Origin of the sequence: Streptomyces nodosus (assembly GCF_008704995.1) — a bacterium.
In the GTDB taxonomy this organism is placed as follows: domain Bacteria; phylum Actinomycetota; class Actinomycetes; order Streptomycetales; family Streptomycetaceae; genus Streptomyces; species Streptomyces nodosus.
Window position 1 is genome coordinate 7,109,915 of record NZ_CP023747.1, and the last position, 15,856, is coordinate 7,125,770.

General features: G+C 72.0%; 10 protein-coding genes and 3 riboswitches. Of the genes, 7 read left to right on the forward strand and 3 right to left on the reverse strand.

Annotated features, from left to right (window positions below; translation table 11 throughout):
- Positions 1-27 precede the first annotated feature (27 nt).
- Complete coding sequence (locus CP978_RS31675; RefSeq protein ID WP_052454413.1) at positions 28-2,352, reverse strand: glycoside hydrolase family 2; 2,325 nt, start codon at positions 2,350-2,352, stop codon at positions 28-30.
- Positions 2,353-2,782: 430 nt separating this feature from the next.
- Between CP978_RS31675 and CP978_RS31680 the strand changes: the two genes are divergently transcribed.
- Positions 2,783-3,448, forward strand: a complete 666-nt coding sequence (locus tag CP978_RS31680) for a nitroreductase (protein ID WP_043446653.1) — start codon at positions 2,783-2,785, stop codon at positions 3,446-3,448.
- Positions 3,449-3,535: 87 nt separating this feature from the next.
- On the opposite strand, the gene CP978_RS31685 is transcribed toward CP978_RS31680, so the two are convergent.
- Entirely contained in the window at positions 3,536-4,456 is a 921-nt protein-coding gene (locus CP978_RS31685; RefSeq protein WP_043446656.1) for a cobalamin-binding protein, read from the reverse strand.
- A gap of 138 nt (positions 4,457-4,594) precedes the next feature.
- Entirely contained in the window at positions 4,595-6,016 is a 1,422-nt protein-coding gene (locus tag CP978_RS31690) for a prenyltransferase/squalene oxidase repeat-containing protein (protein WP_043446658.1), read from the reverse strand.
- Between the two features lie 124 nt (positions 6,017-6,140).
- A riboswitch (cobalamin riboswitch) is annotated at positions 6,141-6,215 on the reverse strand.
- A gap of 93 nt (positions 6,216-6,308) precedes the next feature.
- A riboswitch (cobalamin riboswitch) is annotated at positions 6,309-6,442 on the forward strand.
- Between the two features lie 120 nt (positions 6,443-6,562).
- Between CP978_RS31690 and CP978_RS31695 the strand changes: the two genes are divergently transcribed.
- From CP978_RS31695 to CP978_RS31720, 6 genes are all read left to right on the forward strand, one after another.
- Positions 6,563-9,340: a prenyltransferase/squalene oxidase repeat-containing protein gene (locus CP978_RS31695; protein ID WP_107070478.1), complete on the forward strand. Its 2,778-nt coding sequence runs from the start codon at positions 6,563-6,565 to the stop codon at positions 9,338-9,340.
- On the forward strand, positions 9,337-10,299 hold the full coding sequence (locus tag CP978_RS31700; RefSeq protein ID WP_150478345.1) for a hypothetical protein: 963 nt from the start codon (positions 9,337-9,339) through the stop codon (positions 10,297-10,299). Before CP978_RS31695 ends, CP978_RS31700 begins: the two co-directional genes overlap by 4 nt.
- Positions 10,296-11,456 (forward strand): energy-coupling factor transporter transmembrane component T, encoded by a 1,161-nt coding sequence (locus tag CP978_RS31705; protein ID WP_107070479.1) that lies wholly within the window; start codon positions 10,296-10,298, stop codon positions 11,454-11,456. The genes CP978_RS31700 and CP978_RS31705 overlap by 4 nt, the downstream gene beginning before the upstream one ends.
- On the forward strand, positions 11,453-13,093 hold the full coding sequence (locus CP978_RS31710; protein ID WP_043446664.1) for an ABC transporter ATP-binding protein: 1,641 nt from the start codon (positions 11,453-11,455) through the stop codon (positions 13,091-13,093). The genes CP978_RS31705 and CP978_RS31710 overlap by 4 nt, the downstream gene beginning before the upstream one ends.
- Complete coding sequence (locus CP978_RS31715; protein WP_043446666.1) at positions 13,090-13,914, forward strand: ECF transporter S component; 825 nt, start codon at positions 13,090-13,092, stop codon at positions 13,912-13,914. The genes CP978_RS31710 and CP978_RS31715 overlap by 4 nt, the downstream gene beginning before the upstream one ends.
- Before the next feature lie 39 nt (positions 13,915-13,953).
- A riboswitch (cobalamin riboswitch) is annotated at positions 13,954-14,127 on the forward strand.
- A 200-nt stretch (positions 14,128-14,327) separates the two neighbouring features.
- Entirely contained in the window at positions 14,328-15,851 is a 1,524-nt protein-coding gene (locus CP978_RS31720; protein WP_043446669.1) for a CoA-acylating methylmalonate-semialdehyde dehydrogenase, read from the forward strand.
- Positions 15,852-15,856 lie beyond the last annotated feature (5 nt).

Below are 15,856 nucleotides of genomic sequence, written 5' to 3' on the forward strand. Positions count from 1 at the left end.
CTCTTCGCGTCGGGGCGGTGGCCGGGCTCAGGGGGCCCAGGGCGCCTCGATCGCCCAGGTGGTGTCCTCGGTGAAGGTGGCCGGGTTGTCCCAGTCGTGCGGGCCGCCCGCCTCGGCCAGCCACAGCTCGGAGCTGATGTGCCGCAGGTACTTCCCGGGGAAGTTGGACGCCGACAGCCGGATGCCGCTGCCGCTCCGGACGGGGCACCAGGTCGCGTCCTCCCGGTAGACGGTGTCGCCACCGCCCTCGCGCCGGACGCGGAAGTCGCGGTGACGCAGGTACTCGCCCGGGTAGTTGCGGGACTCGAAGGAGTAGCAGAGCTTGTTCGCCAGCCCCGGTGTCACCTTCCAGGTGGCGTCCTGCTTGAGTACGGTCCCGCTGCCCGCGTCCACCACCTCGGTGTAGCCGAGCCCGTCGTAGTGGCGGACGTAGCGGTTGGTGTACCCGTTGGTGGTGACCCGGATCGACACATACTGCCCCACCGGCAGGGCGACCGGCGCGCCGGCGGTGCGGGAGGCCGCGATGAGCGCCTGGTTGGCGGCGCGGACGCGGGCCTGGTCCACCTTGACGACCTGCCGGTCGTAGGTCATCAGGCCGTTGGTTTCGTTCTCGACGTCGGTGATCTGGGTGTAGACGGCCGCCGAAAGACCGGCCGCGGGCATGGAGCTCTCCCGCATACCGTCCAGCAGCCCGACCAGCCGGTCGTTGAGGGCGGCCTGGTTCGGCTGGTCCTCGTAGCCCCAGCCGCCGCCGGGGTACCACTCATGGCCGGGAACCCGGTAGCCGAGGCCGCCGTACTCGCCGAGCACCGAGGCACGCACCGATTCGGCGGGGGTGTTGCCGGGGCCTACGTAGTTGTGGTTGTCGATCACATCGCCGTTGCCGCCGTCCTGGGCGGCGCAGCAGTTGACGCCGCTCATGTTGTCGACCAGGCGGGAGGGGTCGTAGGCCTTGACCATGTCGGCGATGCGGGCCTGGTCGTACTGGCCCCAGCCCTCGTTCTGGTCGACCCACTGGATGAGCGCGGGGGAGCTGCGGTGCTGGTCGATGACGGCGCGGTACTCGTTCTCCCACTGGGTGCGGGCCGCGCCGTCCGGGCTCTTGGAGCTGTCCATGGAGGGCATGTCCTGCCACACCAGCAGCCCGAGCCGGTCCGCCCAGTAGAACCAGCGCTGGGGTTCGACCTTGATGTGCTTGCGGACCATGTTGAAGCCGAGGTCCTTGTGCTTCTGGAGATCGAAGCGGAGGGCGTCGTCCGTGGGCGCGGTCTGGATGCCGTCCGGCCAGAAGCCCTGGTCCAGGGTGCCCGTCTGGAAGACGAACCGGCCGTTGAGGACCGGTCGGCGCACGCCGTTCACGTCCTTGACGGCGATGGACCGCATTCCGGTGTAACTGCCTACCCGGTCGCCGCCGGCGCTGCCGGTCAGCTCGGCGGTGACGTCGTAGAGGAAGGGGTCCTCGGGGGTCCACAGACGGGCGGCGGGCACCGGTACCGCGAACTCGGTGCCGACCGTGCCGGTGGCGCTGCCGACGGTCGTACCGCCGGAGGAGACGGTGACCTTGACGCTCGCCCCGTCGGCTCCGGCGGCGCGCACGGTCACCCGCAGGGTGTCGTCCTCCAGGCGCGGCACCATGTCGAGCCGGGTGATGCGGGCCGCCGCGGTGGGCTCCAGCCAGACGGTCTGCCAGATGCCCGACGAGGCGGTGTAGACGATGCTGTGCCCGGGGTGCGGGGTGACGTCCTGGATGCGCTGCTTGCCGATGGCCTGGCCGCCGGTCTCGGTCGGGTCGTAGGCGGAGACCACGATCGTGTTGGTGCCGCCGTTGAGAAGGGGGGTGATGTCGTAGGTGAAGGCGTCGTAGCCGCCGCGGTGGACGGCTCCTGCCTGCTGCCCGTTCACCCAGACGTTGGTCTCCCAGTCGGAGGCGCCGAAGTTGAGCTGGACGCGTCGGTCCTGCCAGCCCGAAGGCACCGTGAAGGTGCGCCGGTACCAGAGCCGGTCGTTCTGGGTGATCTTGCGCTGGACGCCGGAGAGCGCGGACTCGGGGACGAAGGGCACCCGGATCTGTTCACCGAAGACGGCGGGCTGCCCGGCGTCGCGGGAGGTGACCGCGAAGTCCCAGATGCCGTTGAGGTTAAGCCAGTCGGGGCGGGTGAGCTGCGGCCGGGGGTATTCCGGCAGCGGAGCGTCGACCGGGACCTGGTTGGTCCAGGGCGTCGTCATCGGCGCGGGCTTGGGGGCCCAGGCCGCGGTGGCGGCACTGCTCGGCGTCGCGTCATGCGTGACCAGCACGCCGGCGGCCACGATCAGCGCCGCGCCGCAGGCCGTCAGGCGCCGCAGGGCCCGCATTCGGCGGGGGAGCGGGAACCTCCAGGGGGTTGGGCGTCTCGCCACGGTTGTCACTCCCGTTGGGTGCTGTGGGGGATAGGGGGTGATGTCCTGTAGGTAATGTCCTGTGCATGACATTGCAGGACATGAGGCGCGGCAGGTCCGTCCGCTCCCGCGCGATGGCGGAGGCCCGGACTCGCCGGAGGGATTGCCGGTAGGGGTCGTGATTCCGCCCGGTGCGGTGCAGGGGGAGGCTTGGGCGGAGGCGACGTGAGAGCGCTCTCAGACGGTAGTGCCGAGCACAAGGGACGTCAACGGGACGGACAAGTACCGGAGTTGGAAGGCCGACCGACGCCCGGCGCGGTCGGCCGGCCAGGTGCACCGGGTGCCTCTCGGGCGGGCTTGGGACGGTGGAGAGACTGGTCGTCGTCGAGTGAGAGGGTGAGAAGACGTGGATGTGTATGAGGCCGTGGACAGTCGCCGGGCCGTACGGGCGTTCAGTGACGAGCCGGTGTCCCGAGAGGTGCTGGAACGAGTGCTGGCCGCGGCGACGCGGGCTCCGTCGAGCGGGAACCTCCAGCCGTGGCATGTGTATGCCGTGACGGGCGAGCCCCTGGCCGAACTGAAGAGGCGCGCGACGGCCAGAGCACGGGCGGGAGACCAGGGCGACGATCGCGAGTATCCGATGTACCCGGCCGAACTGACCTCACCGTATCTGGACCGCTTCACCGCCGCGGCCGCCCAGCGGTACAGCGCGCTGGGAATCGAGCGCGACGACCCGGAAAGGCCGATGAAGATCGCCGCCTTGAACTCGGGGGCGTTCGGGGCGCCGGTCGTGCTGTTCTGCTACCTCGACCGGACGATGGGGCCCGGGCAGTGGGGGGACGCGGGGATGTATCTGCAGACGGTGATGCTGTTGCTGAGGGCGGAAGGGCTGCACAGCTGCCCCCAGGTGATGTGGACGATGTATCGCGAGACCGTCAACCGGGCGGTCGGGGCCGACGACGGGCTCGTACTGTTCTGCGGTGTCGCGGTGGGATTCGAGAAGGAGGGCGTGCCACAACTGCGCACCGGGCGGGCAGACATGACGGAGACAGTGAGCTTCATCGGAATGTGACTGCTCGACGGTCGAGAACGACCGCAGCCGGTGCACAGCGGGGCGCACCCGGCAGTTCACCCGGACGGCGTTCCGGCCGGTCCGTCGTCACCGGCCGGGGAAAGGGCGGGCCTCGGCCGGTGTGACCGCCTCTCCGGTGCCTACGCCGTGCAGGATCTGCGCCAGCACCTCCGCCCCGCGTACCACCCGTGGGCCGGGGCGGTTGAAGTAGGACGGTCCGTCCAGGACCCAGACACGGCCGGAGCGGACGGCGGGCAGGTCGGTCCAGTCCGGCAGCCGGGTGAGCAACTCGGTTTCCTGCAGGGTGCGTTCGGGTGGAAAGCCGCAGGGCAGGACCAGGACCACGTCCGGCTGTGCGGCGCGTACCGCCTCCCAGGTCGTCGGCCCGGTGTGCTCGCCGGGCTCGGCGAGCAGCGGACGGCCCCCGGCGGTGGTGATCTGCTCGGGGACCCAGTGTCCGGCGGGCCACAGCGGATCCAGCCACTCGATCGCCACGACCCGGGGCCGGTCGAGGCCGGCGACCGCGGTGCGGACCCGTAGGAGGCGGGCCTCCAGCTCGGCCCGGCGCCGCTCCGCGCGGTCGCGCACGCCGAGCAGCTCACCGACCGTGACCAGGCACTCCAGTACGTCGTCGAGGGTGCGGGGCTCCAGGCTGAGGACCCGGGTGTCCGCATCGAGCAGCCGTACGGCCCGGCTGACCTTCTCGTACGACACGGCGCACACCTCGCACAGATCCTGGGTGAGCACCACATCGGGGCGCAGCGCGGCCAGCGCGTCGGTGTCGAGCGTGTACAGCGACGAACCGGAGTGCGCCGAACCGCCGACCGCCTCCGAGATCTCCCGGCTGGTGAGGGCGTCCTGGTCCAGGTCCGCCCCGGTCACCACGGGTACCCGGGCCACCTCGCCCGGCGGCCAGTCGCACTCGTGGGTGCGGCCGGCCAGCTGCGCCGACAGCCCGAGTTCGGCGACGATGTCGGTCGCGGCCGGCAGCAGGGAGACGATGCGCATATGTCGACTCTAGTGCCGCGTCGGGCGGTGTTCGCCCGTCGAGGAGCGCCGCCCGGCACGCGTCGTTGTGACCGGCCGGACGGCGCCTGACGCGGCACCGGGACCCGCTCGGGGGCGGGTCCCGGGCCTATGCCACCGTCAGGCGCCCCAGCGCACGGCGATCGTGTCGCCGACACTCACGGTCGTCTCCCGCGCGGCGGAGGTGAAGGCCGAGCCGTCGATGCTGACCTTCCAGGTGTTCGAGCCGCTGCCGGCCTTGCCGTTGAGCGAGGTGACGGTGCCCGTACCGGAGGACGGGGTCACGCCGGTGACGCAGCCGGACGGGGTGGCCGCGCCGATGGCCGCGTCCAGGACCGCGCCGAGCGTGGTCGTCGAGCCCGTCGGGGTGAGGGCGACCGAGCAAGCCTTCAGATGTCCGGCCCCGTCGTCCACGGTGAGGGCCAGCCGTGCCGCCGAGCCGGAGGTGAGGGAGCCCTGGCTCACCCACCGTGGGGCGCCCGCGGTGGTCGGCACGGGCGGGTCGGCGGTGAAGCCGCCGCCGGCCACCGCCCGCAGCGCGTCGATCGACGCGTACGCCGACGGGTTCGTGTCACCGGGCAGATACCGGAAACCGCCGCCCGGGTTGAACTGCTGCGCGATCAGGAAGTCCACCGGGGTCTTGCCCATGGAGGTGAGGAAGTCACCGGTCTGCGGGTTGATCCCACAGGCGTTCAGGCCGGACACGGCCCACCCGTTGGAGTCGGTGTTGGTCCCGAACATCGTGTTGAAGGCGCCGCTGTTGGCCACCAGCTTGCCCTTCAGGAAGCCCTTGGCCCTGACGACGGCGGCATCGGTGTTCGGCACGCCGGAGACACACAGGGCGGCCATCGCGGCGCCGGTCATGTCGACGTCGCTCGCCGCGCCGAGCTGGGCCGGATCGCCCTCGGCTTTGCTGTAGTTCCAGCCGCCGTCGTTGTGCTGGTTGGCGCGGACGGTGCCGACGATCGAGTCGCGCAGCGCCTGCGGTATCCGGATCTGCCCCGACTGGGTCCTGGCGCCGTTCAGGGCGAGCGCGGCGAACACGGTGCCGTTGAAGTTGGCGGCCGGGCCGAAGTAGCCGGTCTCGGAGGTCCCCCAGTAGCTGTAGATGTCGGCGATCAGATTGCGGGAGGCCGAGATGCGGGCGGGGTCGATCCCGGCGGCGTAGGCGTTGAGCGTGGCACGCTCGTAGTCGGTGACGACGGGTGAGGTGGAGGGCCAGGCGCTGGTGGACAGCAGGGCCCGGTAGACGGTTCTCGCGTTCTTGCCGGTGTCGCCGCCCGGAGTGATGTCCACGGCGGCGGTGCCGGCGGCGGCGAGGGCGCTGAACGCCCATTCGTTGGACAGTCCGGAGCCGGCGTACGAACCGTCCGCCGCCTGGAGGGACTTGAGATAGCCCGCGCCGATCGTCTTCGAGGTGGCGATCTGCGCCGGGGTGGTGGTCGCGGCCGCGGGCAGCACGCTCAGCGCGAAGGCGCCCAGGGTGGCCGCCGCGGTGAGGGCGGAGCGTCGGACGGACGGGGACACTGCTGCATGGGACATGGCCTGCTCCTTGGATGAAGGACGCCGGCCCGTCCCGGTGCCGGGCCCTGGCGACCTGCGGAGCAGCGGGTGCGGCCGCCGTCCGGAAACGCGTGGACCGGCTTCCAAAGGTGCTTCACCGCTTGGGCATTCGGGCTCGGAACGGCCCTTGCCGCCCCATACCGCTGCGCGTCAGCCCCGGACTCCCACCGGGTTCCCCCACTCGGCAGTCGGGACGGTACCCGAGGTGCACGGCCGTCGCCAGCGGCCACCCCGGACGTCACCGGGGCCTGCCCTGGACCGTCTTGACGTCGGTCGTGAAGCATGCTCAAATCCGCTTGTCACACGACAAGTTCCAGGGGAAGCCGGTCGAAATCCGGCGCTGACCCGCAACCGTGGGCCCGGTTCCGCCGGGCGAGCCGGAATGCCTGGAGCGTGTTCTTCAGCAACAGACGCCGTCGCGGACTACGGCGTGGTGCGACCAGCCTCCGGTCCACCGGGACACCCCAGGCGGCGGAGGCCCTCTGCCACGTCTTCGCCCGCGCGCGCAGGCACGAGGGGGCCGTGATGAGGACCGGTAGGCGAAGAATCGGGCGAACGGCGACAACGATCCCACGGCGCGTGGTGTCGTTCGTAACGGCTCTGCTGGTGCTGCCGGCGGCCTGCGTGACGTTCCTCACGACGACACCCGCCTCGGCCGACGGGGCCGGTGACTGCACCGCGACCGAGGGCGCCGTGGTCGCCGTCGACTTCGGGCCGTTCGGCGGAAAGGTCGAGCGCGGCTGCGACCCCACGCCGACCACCGGCTACGAGCTGCTGCACGACGCCGGTTTCAGCACCACCGGCACCCAGCACGACGGCCCCGCCTTCATCTGCCGCATCGGCTACACCTCCTACAACTCCGGTACGCAGTACCCGACTCCCGACAAGGAGTCCTGTGTCCTGACGCCGCCCTACTCGGCCTACTGGTCCTACTGGATTGCCTCCCCGGGCCAGGACGACTGGACCTACAGCCAGTACGGCGCCATGAGCCGCAAGCTCAAGGACGGCGACGTCGACGCCTGGGTGTTCGGCGCCACGAACCCCGGCGGCACCACCGGCAGGCCCGCCTTCAGCCCCGACGACGTACGCGCAGGCGGCCCCCAGGCGCCCGACCCGGGCAGCACACCCACCGGCGCTCCCGGCACGATCGACACGACCGCCGCAGCACGCTGGCTCAAGGGCGGCCTGACCGACGGCGAACGCATCGTCGACGACGGCGCGGACACCCCGAACTACTCACTCACCGCCGACGCCGCGTACGCCCTCGCCGCGGTGGACGGCAAGAGCGCCACCCTCGACAAGGTCACCGACTTCCTCGCCGCCCACACCGAGGACTTCGCCTACCCCGACGGCCCCGACCGGGCCCCCGACGCCACCGCCGCAGCCCGCCTGGCCCTCCTCGCGGAGAGCACCGAGGGCGACCCGCACGCCGTCGGCGGCCACGACCTCATCGGCGACCTCACCAAGAACGTCTGCCCGGCGGGCCCCGAGTCCGACGAGCCGACCCCCGGCTGCACCGCCAAGGGCGACTTCCGGGGCGCGACCTACGCCGAAGGTCAGGCGCTGTCCGTGCTGGCCCTGCTGCGGGCCGGGCAGACACCCCCGGCCGAGACCGTGGCGCGCCTCACCCAGCTCCAGTGCAAGGACGGCGGCGTCACCAGCATCCTCATCCGCCCCGGCGAGTACTGCGACGGCGATCCCGCCACCACCGGACTCGTCGCCCTGGTGCTGCACCAGGCGGGCGGCCAGGAGGACGCGGTGGCCCGGGCCCGCACCTCTCTGACCAAGTCCCAGCGCGAGGACGGCGCCTTCCCCGGCTACACCGGCTCCCCCAGCGGCAGCATCACCGCGACCGCGTACGCCGCCCAGGCGCTGAGCGCCCTCGGGGACACCGACCGCGCCGACGTGGCGGTCGCATGGCTGTCCCGGCAGCAACTGGAGAGCGGCGGCTTCGGCTTCGAGGAGGACGCCACCGACCCGGTCGTCTATCCGACCTCGCCGGCCGTCCTCGCCGGCACCGGCACCAGCCTGGTCACCCTCACCACGAAGAAGTCCGAACCCACCGAGCCGCCCACCACCGGCACGCCGACCGGCCCCACCGGAAACCCGACCACCCCCGCGCCGGGCACCGGACCCGACCTCAAGAAGGGCGTCGCCTACCTCACCAAGGCGGCCAACCTGAAGCAGGGCCAGTACTACACCGCCGGACCCGACTCGGACGGCGCCGACTTCGGCCTCACCATCGACGGCGCCTATGCGCTGGCCGCCACCGGCCTGAACGACGCCAAGCTGCGCGGCATCGTCGACTTCCTCGACCACCAGGGCAAGGACGGCGAGGGCCGCACCGTCAACGACTGGACGGGCGTCGGCACCAAATACACCGCCGGCGGCTCCCTCGGCAAGACCGCGCTGCTCGCCGAGTCGGTGGGCCGCGACCCGCGCCACTTCGCCGGCCACGACCTGATCGCGGAACTCGACAAGGCGGTCTGCGACGGGCCGAGCACCGCCCCCGACCGCTCCTGCGCGGCCAAGGGCGCCTACACCTACGCGCCGTCCGTCTTCTCCCAGTCCCTGGCCGTCATGGCGCAGCTGCGCGCGGGCGAGACCGAGGCGGCCGAGCAGCCGCTCGCCTACCTCGAGAGCCTTCAGCAGCCCAGCGGGGCCTTTCCGAGCCTGATCCCGTCCACCGACGACTCCGACGTCGACTCCACCGCCATCGCCGCCATGGCCCTCGACCTGGCCGGAGGCGCCCAGGCGGACAAGGCCGTGGAACGGGCGCTGGCCTGGATCGCGTCCCGGCAGCTGGCCGACGGCGGCTTCCCGGGCGCGGCCGGCGACTCCGTCAACTCCGCCGCCCTCGCCGTGCAAGGACTCTCGCTGGACGCCGGCACCTACGCCCACCAGATCGCCGAGGCCCGTACGTTCCTCGCCTCACAGCAGAACAGCGACGGCGGCTTCAATGTCGCCAAGGACGGGCAGCAGGGCTCCGACCTGCGTGCCTCCGCCCAGGCGGTCGGTGGTGCCACCGGCATCTCCTTCGGCGAGCTGGAGCGGGGCCTGATCGGTACGTCTCCCCAGCCGACGCCGAGCCCCAGCGGCAGCGCCCCGGAGATCATCACCCCCGGTGACACGGGCGGCGGCGACGGCGGGACGATCGCCGACGGCGGCAGCGGCGGCGGTGCCCTCGCCTCGACCGGCGCCCAGATCGGTGCCCTCTCCACGATCGCCGCGCTGCTGGTGCTGGCCGGCTGGCGCACCGTGGTGCTCGCCCGCCGCCGCGCGGACACGGGAACCGGACGATGACGACCGTACGCCTGGTGCGGACCGCGGCGGCGCTGGGCCTCACCGCCGCCGCGGTCGCCGCGACCGGCGGCCCGGCGGCCGCCGCCCCCCAGCCGATGGGACGCTGCACGACCACCTCGGGCGCCGTCCTCGCCGTCGACTTCAGCCACTGGGGCGGCCCGATCTACCGCTCCTGCGGCACGACGCCCACCACCGGCTACGAACTGCTCAACCAGGGCGGCTGGCGCACCACCGGCACCGGCCACGACGGTCCCGCGTTCATCTGCCGCATCGGCTACAGCGGCTACCAGAACGGCAAGCAGTACCCCACTCCCGGTGAGGACGACTGCGTGCTCACCCCGCCGGCCTCCGCCTACTGGTCGTACTGGCACGCCGACCCTGGTGACAAGGACTGGGCGTACAGCCAACTCGGCGCCATGCTCTACAAGCCCGAACCCGGCAGCGTCGACCTGTGGGTCTTCGGCGGCACCGATCTCGAGGGCACCGAGGGCCGCCCGAAGGTCACCCCCGACCAGCTGCGCGCCCACAACACCCAGCCCCAGGGCGACACGGGCAAGCCCGCCTCCACGGCCAAGGCACCGCCGCTGCCGCCCGGAGTGGACACCGGCCCGGCTCCGGAGCGCACGACCACCGCACCCTCCAGGACCCCCTCGGCCGAGCCGAAGAAGGAAAAGCCCGCCGAGCAGAAGCCCGAGGAGAGGCCCGCGAAGAAGCCGAAGCCCAGCAGGACCGCGAGTCCCACACCGTCCCCGACACCCGGTGAGTCGACCGGCACCACCGAGAGCCCGTCGGCCGTGGCCGCACCTAGCCCGGAGCCCAAGGTGCTCGACGCCGCCCCCGCGAAGGACGCCCCGCACGACTCCGGTTCGGTCCTGCCGGTGGCCGCGGGCGCCGGCCTTGTGGTCGTGATCGGCGGTGCGACGGCGTTCATGGCGCGCCGGCGCCGTCGTACCGAGTGACCGCGGTGGCCCGTACGACCGTGGAGGCGGCCCGGCCCGACCCGGCGCCGGACCGGGGCGGCCGGCGACTGCCGCGCATCCTGCATCCGGTGGCCTGGTGGGTGTGGGCGCTCTCCCTCGCCACCGCGGTCAGCCGCACCGACAACCCCCTGCTGCTCTTCCTGGTGCTCGCCGTGCTCGGCCATGTGGTCACGGCACGGCGGACGGAGGCGCCCTGGGCACGCGGCTTCAAGTACTACCTGTACCTCGCCCTGACCGTGGTGGCGATCAGGGTCGTCTTCCGGGCCGTGTTCGCCACCGGTGTCACCCCGCACGACCACTTCCTCTTCTCCCTCCCGCGCGTCCCCACCCCCGACTGGTACGCGGGCATCGAGATCGGCGGGCCGGTGTCGCTGGAGGCCCTGCTGTCGTCGGGCACCGACGGGCTGCGGCTGGCCTGCATGCTGTGCTGCATCGGCGCCGCCAACACCCTCGCCAACCCCAAGCGCGCGCTGCGGGTGCTGCCCGGCGCCCTGTACGAGCTCGGGGTGGCCGTCACCGTCGCGATCAGTGTGGCCCCGCAGCTGGTGCAGAGCGTGCAACGCGTCGCCCGGGCCATGAAGTTGAGGGCCGGAGGGGCGAAGGGCGTGAAGGCGCTGCGCGGCATCGTGGTCCCGGTCCTCGAGGACGCCCTGGAGCGTTCGCTCAGGCTGGCCGCCGCCATGGACTCGCGCGGCTACGGCCGGGCGGGCACCGCAACCCGCCGCTCCCGCCGGGGCACCGGCGCGCTGATGCTGCTCGGCATGTGCGGTCTGTGCGCCGGGGCGTACGGACTGCTCGACGCGACGGCGCCCACCTTTCTGGGGCTGCCCGCGATGGCGTCGGGCGCCGCCCTGTGCGTGGCGGGCCTGCGGCTGGGCGGCCGGCGCGTGACCCGCACCACCTACCGCCCGGACCCCTGGCGCCTGCCGGAGTGGGCCGTCGCCGGGAGCGGGGTGCTGTCCGCCGTCCTGCTCTTCAGCGACCTCGGCTACGACCCCGCCCAGCTCAACCCCAGTTTCTACCCGCTGACCTGGCCCCGGCTGCCACTGGTGCCGACCGCCGCGATCCTCCTCGCCGGAACGGCCGGCTTCCTCGCGCCGCCGCCCGGCCCCGTCCAGAGAGCCGACACCCAGTGATCACCTTCGACCAGGTCACCGTCCACTACGACGACGCCCCCGAGCCCGCCCTGCGCGACCTCGACCTCACGGTGGAGGAGGGCGAACTCTGCCTGGTCGTCGGCCACACCGGCGTCGGCAAGTCCACGCTCCTGGGCGCCGTCAACGGTCTGGTGCCGCACTTCACCGGCGGCACCCTCCACGGCCGGGTCACCGTCGACGGCCGCGACACCGCACACCATCCGCCCCGCGAACTCGCCGATGTCGTCGGGGTGGTGGGCCAGGACCCCCTCGACGGCTTTGTCACCGACACCGTCGAGGAGGAACTCGCTTATGTGATGGAGCAGTTGGCGATCCCGCCGGCGGCCATGCGCAAGCGGGTCGAGGAGACCCTCGACCTGCTCGGCCTCGCCGATCTGCGCCACCGCGCCCTGCATGAACTCTCCGGCGGCCAGCAGCAGCGCGTCGCCATCGGCTCGGTCCTCACCGCTCACCCCCGCGTACTGGTGCTGGACGAGCCGACCTCCGCCCTGGACCCGACCGCGGCCGAGGAGGTCCTGGCGGCCGTCACCCGGCTGGTCCACGACCTCGGCGTCACCGTCCTGATGGCCGAGCACCGCCTCGAGCGGGTCGTCCAGTACGCGGATCGCGTCATCCATCTGCCGGGCGACGGCCGTGCCCGCATCGGCACACCCCAGGAGATCCTCCTCCGTTCCACGATCGCGCCGCCGATCGTGGAGCTGGGCCGGACCGCGGACTGGTCCCCGCTGCCGCTGTCCATCCGTGACGCACGCCGTGCCGCGGCCCCGCTCCGGGCCCGGCTGGCCGGCCGTGCCGCGCCCCCCGTACGGGCGGTCGCCGAGGACCGGCCGAGGCTGCTGGCAGGGCGCGGCGTCACGGTCGCCTACCGGGATGTTCCCGCCGTCCGTGAGGTGGACCTCGATCTGCACGCAGGTGAGGTCACCGCGCTGATGGGCCGCAACGGATCAGGCAAATCATCCCTGCTGTGGGCCCTGCAGGGCTCCGGCCCGCGCCGGGCCGGGACGGTGAAAGTCACCGACGGCCAGGGTGGGACGGACCCGCACACCGTGTCGGCCGCGGAGGCCCGCCGACTCGTCGGACTGGTCCCGCAGACCCCCGCAGATCTGCTCTATCTGGAGAGCGTCCGCCAGGAACTCGACCAGGCGGACGCCGAATCGGGGACCCTGGTGAAGGCCCGCGCCCTCCTCGACCGGCTCGCGCCCGGCATCGACGACGCCACCCACCCGCGGGACCTGTCGGAGGGGCAGAAGCTCGCGCTCGTCCTCGCCGTCCAGCTCTCCGCCGCGCCCCGGGTCGTCCTCCTGGACGAGCCGACCCGGGGCCTGGACTACCGTGCCAAGACGGAGCTGATCGGCATCGTCGACACCCTCGCCGCCGAGGGCCGGGCGGTCGTGATCTCCACCCATGACGTCGAGTTCGCCGCCCGCGCCGCCGACCGGGTGGTCGTCATGGCCGAGGGCGACGTGGTGGCCGACGGACCGACGGCCGAAGTCATCGTCTCCTCACCGACGTTCGCCCCGCAGACGGCGAAGATCCTTTTCCCGCTGCCCTTCCTGACGGTCGATCAGGTCGCTCGGGCCCTGACCGGCGAGAGTGAGGGAGGAACACACCCATGAGCACAGCCACCGGGACCGCCATCCGGCTGACTCCCCGCGCCGGTGTGGTCATGACACTGGCCGCGTTCCTGGGCCTCGTGGCGTTCTTCTGGCCGTTCGTCGTCGCACCGGGCACCTTCGGCTCCGCCTACGCCCCGCCGCTGATCTTCGGCGTGCTGCTGGTGCTGGTCCTGGCCGTGGTGCTGTCCGAGATCGCCGAGGGCGGCATCGACTCCAAGGCGCTCGCCATGCTGGGCGTCCTCTCCGCCGTGAACGCGGCCCTGCGCCCCCTGGGAGCCGGAACCGCCGGCATCGAGACCGTCTTCTTCGTCCTGGTGCTGGCGGGACGGGTCTACGGGCCCGGCTTCGGCTTCGTCCTCGGCTGCACCTCGCTGTTCGCCTCGGCGCTGATCACCGGGGGAGTGGGGCCCTGGATGCCGTACCAGATGTTCGGCTGCGCCTTCGTCGGGATGCTCGCCGGGTTGCTGCCCAGGGCGAGCGGCCGGCGTGAGGTCCTGATGCTGGCCGGCTACGGATCGCTCTCCGGCTATCTCTTCGGCTTTCTGCTCAACCTTTCCTTCTGGCCGTTCTCCCTCGACCCGAACAGCTCCATCGCCTATCTCCCGGGGCTGCCTTTCACCGAGCAGTGGCACCGCTATGTCGCCTTCGACCTGGCCACTTCGCTGGGCTGGGACACCGGGCGGGCGGTCACCAACTTCGTGTGTGTGCTACTGGTCGGTCCGGCGGTGCTGACCACCTTCCGGCGCGCCGCCCGCCGTGCCCGCTTCCGGGCACCGGTGCGGTTCACGGAGCCCCGGCCGACGGATTCCGGAACCGGGTGAGCGCGGACTAATGGAATTACTAGGAAGCCCAACTATATAGTGGAGGGAAAGGCCCGCGGTGCAGGGAAGCCGGTGTGATTCCGGCACGGTCCCGCCACTGTGACCGGGGAGCACGCCGTCGAGCAGGACGCCACTGACGAGCAGGATGTCGGGAAGGCGGACGGCGCGCGCTGATCCGGGAGTCAGGATACCGGCCGCGGGACGTTCCGTGTTGTCCACGAGGATGGAGCTGACACGCATGGCACCGGTGCGCATTCACGACCCCGGCGGACTCGACCGGCACTGCCCGAGAGGCAATCCCACCGTCACCCCCTGAGGGTTCCCACGCCATACGCGTTCCGCGCGAGCCGCGCACATCACCCGTGCGCCGGTACGCCGCGCCATCCCGGATCACCTGACGAGAGCAGGCACCCATGATCCGTCCACTTGATCACACCGATGTCCGCGAGCTGACCCACTTCGTCGGCGGCAAGCACACCCCGGGGACCTCGGGGTCCTACGGCGATGTGTACGACCCCAACACCGGCGAGGTCCAGGCCCTGGTGCCGCTCGCCGACCGGGCCGAGACCGAGGCGGCGATCGCCGTCGCCGTCGAGGCACAGCGCGAGTGGGGCGAGTGGAACCCACAGCGTCGCGCCCGGGTCCTGCTGCGCTTCCTCCAGCTCGTCGAGGAGGAGAAGGACGCGCTGGCCCGGCTGCTGTCCGCCGAGCACGGCAAGACGGTCGCCGACGCCCGCGGGGACATCCAACGCGGCCTGGAGGTCGTGGAGTTCGCCGCCGGTATCCCGCATCTGCTCAAGGGCGAGTTCACCGACAACGCGGGCACCGGCATCGATGTCCACTCGCTGCGCGCACCCCTCGGCGTCGTCGCCGGCATCACCCCGTTCAACTTCCCCGCCATGATCCCCCTCTGGAAGGCCGCCCCCGCCCTGGCCTGCGGCAACGCCTTCATCCTCAAGCCGTCCGAGCGTGACCCCTCCGTCCCGCTGCGGCTCGCCGAGCTCTTCCTGGAGGCGGGCCTGCCGCCCGGCGTCCTCAATGTGGTCAACGGCGCCCGGGAAGCCGTCGACACCCTCCTGGAGGACCCGCGCGTCGCCGCCCTCGGCTTCGTCGGCTCCACGCCGATCGCCGCGCACGTCTATGCCACCGCCGCCGCCCATGGCAAGCGGGCCCAGTGCTTCGGCGGCGCCAAGAACCATATGATCGTGATGCCGGACGCCGACCTGGACCAGGCCGTGGACGCCCTGATCGGCGCCGGATACGGCTCGGCGGGCGAGCGCTGCATGGCGATCTCGGTCGCCGTCCCGGTCGGCGAGGCCACCGCCGACGCCCTGGTCGCACGCCTCACCGAACGCATCGGCACCCTGCGCATCGGCCGCAGCGACGACCCCCAGGCCGACTTCGGTCCGCTGGTCGGCCGGGACGCCCTGGACCGGGTCCGCTCCTATGTCGACCTCGGAGTCGAGGAAGGCGCCGAACTCGTCGTGGACGGCCGGGACTTCGTGTTCCCCGGCCATGAGAACGGCTTCTTCGCCGGAGCCTCGCTCTTCGACCGGGTCACCCCGCAGATGCGTATCTACCAGGAGGAGATCTTCGGCCCGGTGCTGTCCGTGGTCCGCGCCGCCGACTACGAGGAGGCCCTGCGCCTGCCCAGCGAACACCCCTTCGGCAACGGCGTCGCCCTCTTCACCCGCGACGGGGACACCGCCCGCGACTTCACCCGGCGCGTCGACACCGGCATGGTCGGCGTCAACGTACCCATCCCGGTGCCGGTCGCCTATCACACCTTCGGCGGCTGGAAGCGCTCCGGTTTCGGCGATCTGAACCAGCACGGCCCGGACTCCATCCGCTTCTACACCCGCACCAAGACCGTCACCTCCCGCTGGCCCGCCGGGCTGCGCGAAGGCGCCAGCTTCACGATTCCCACGATGGGCTGAGCGAC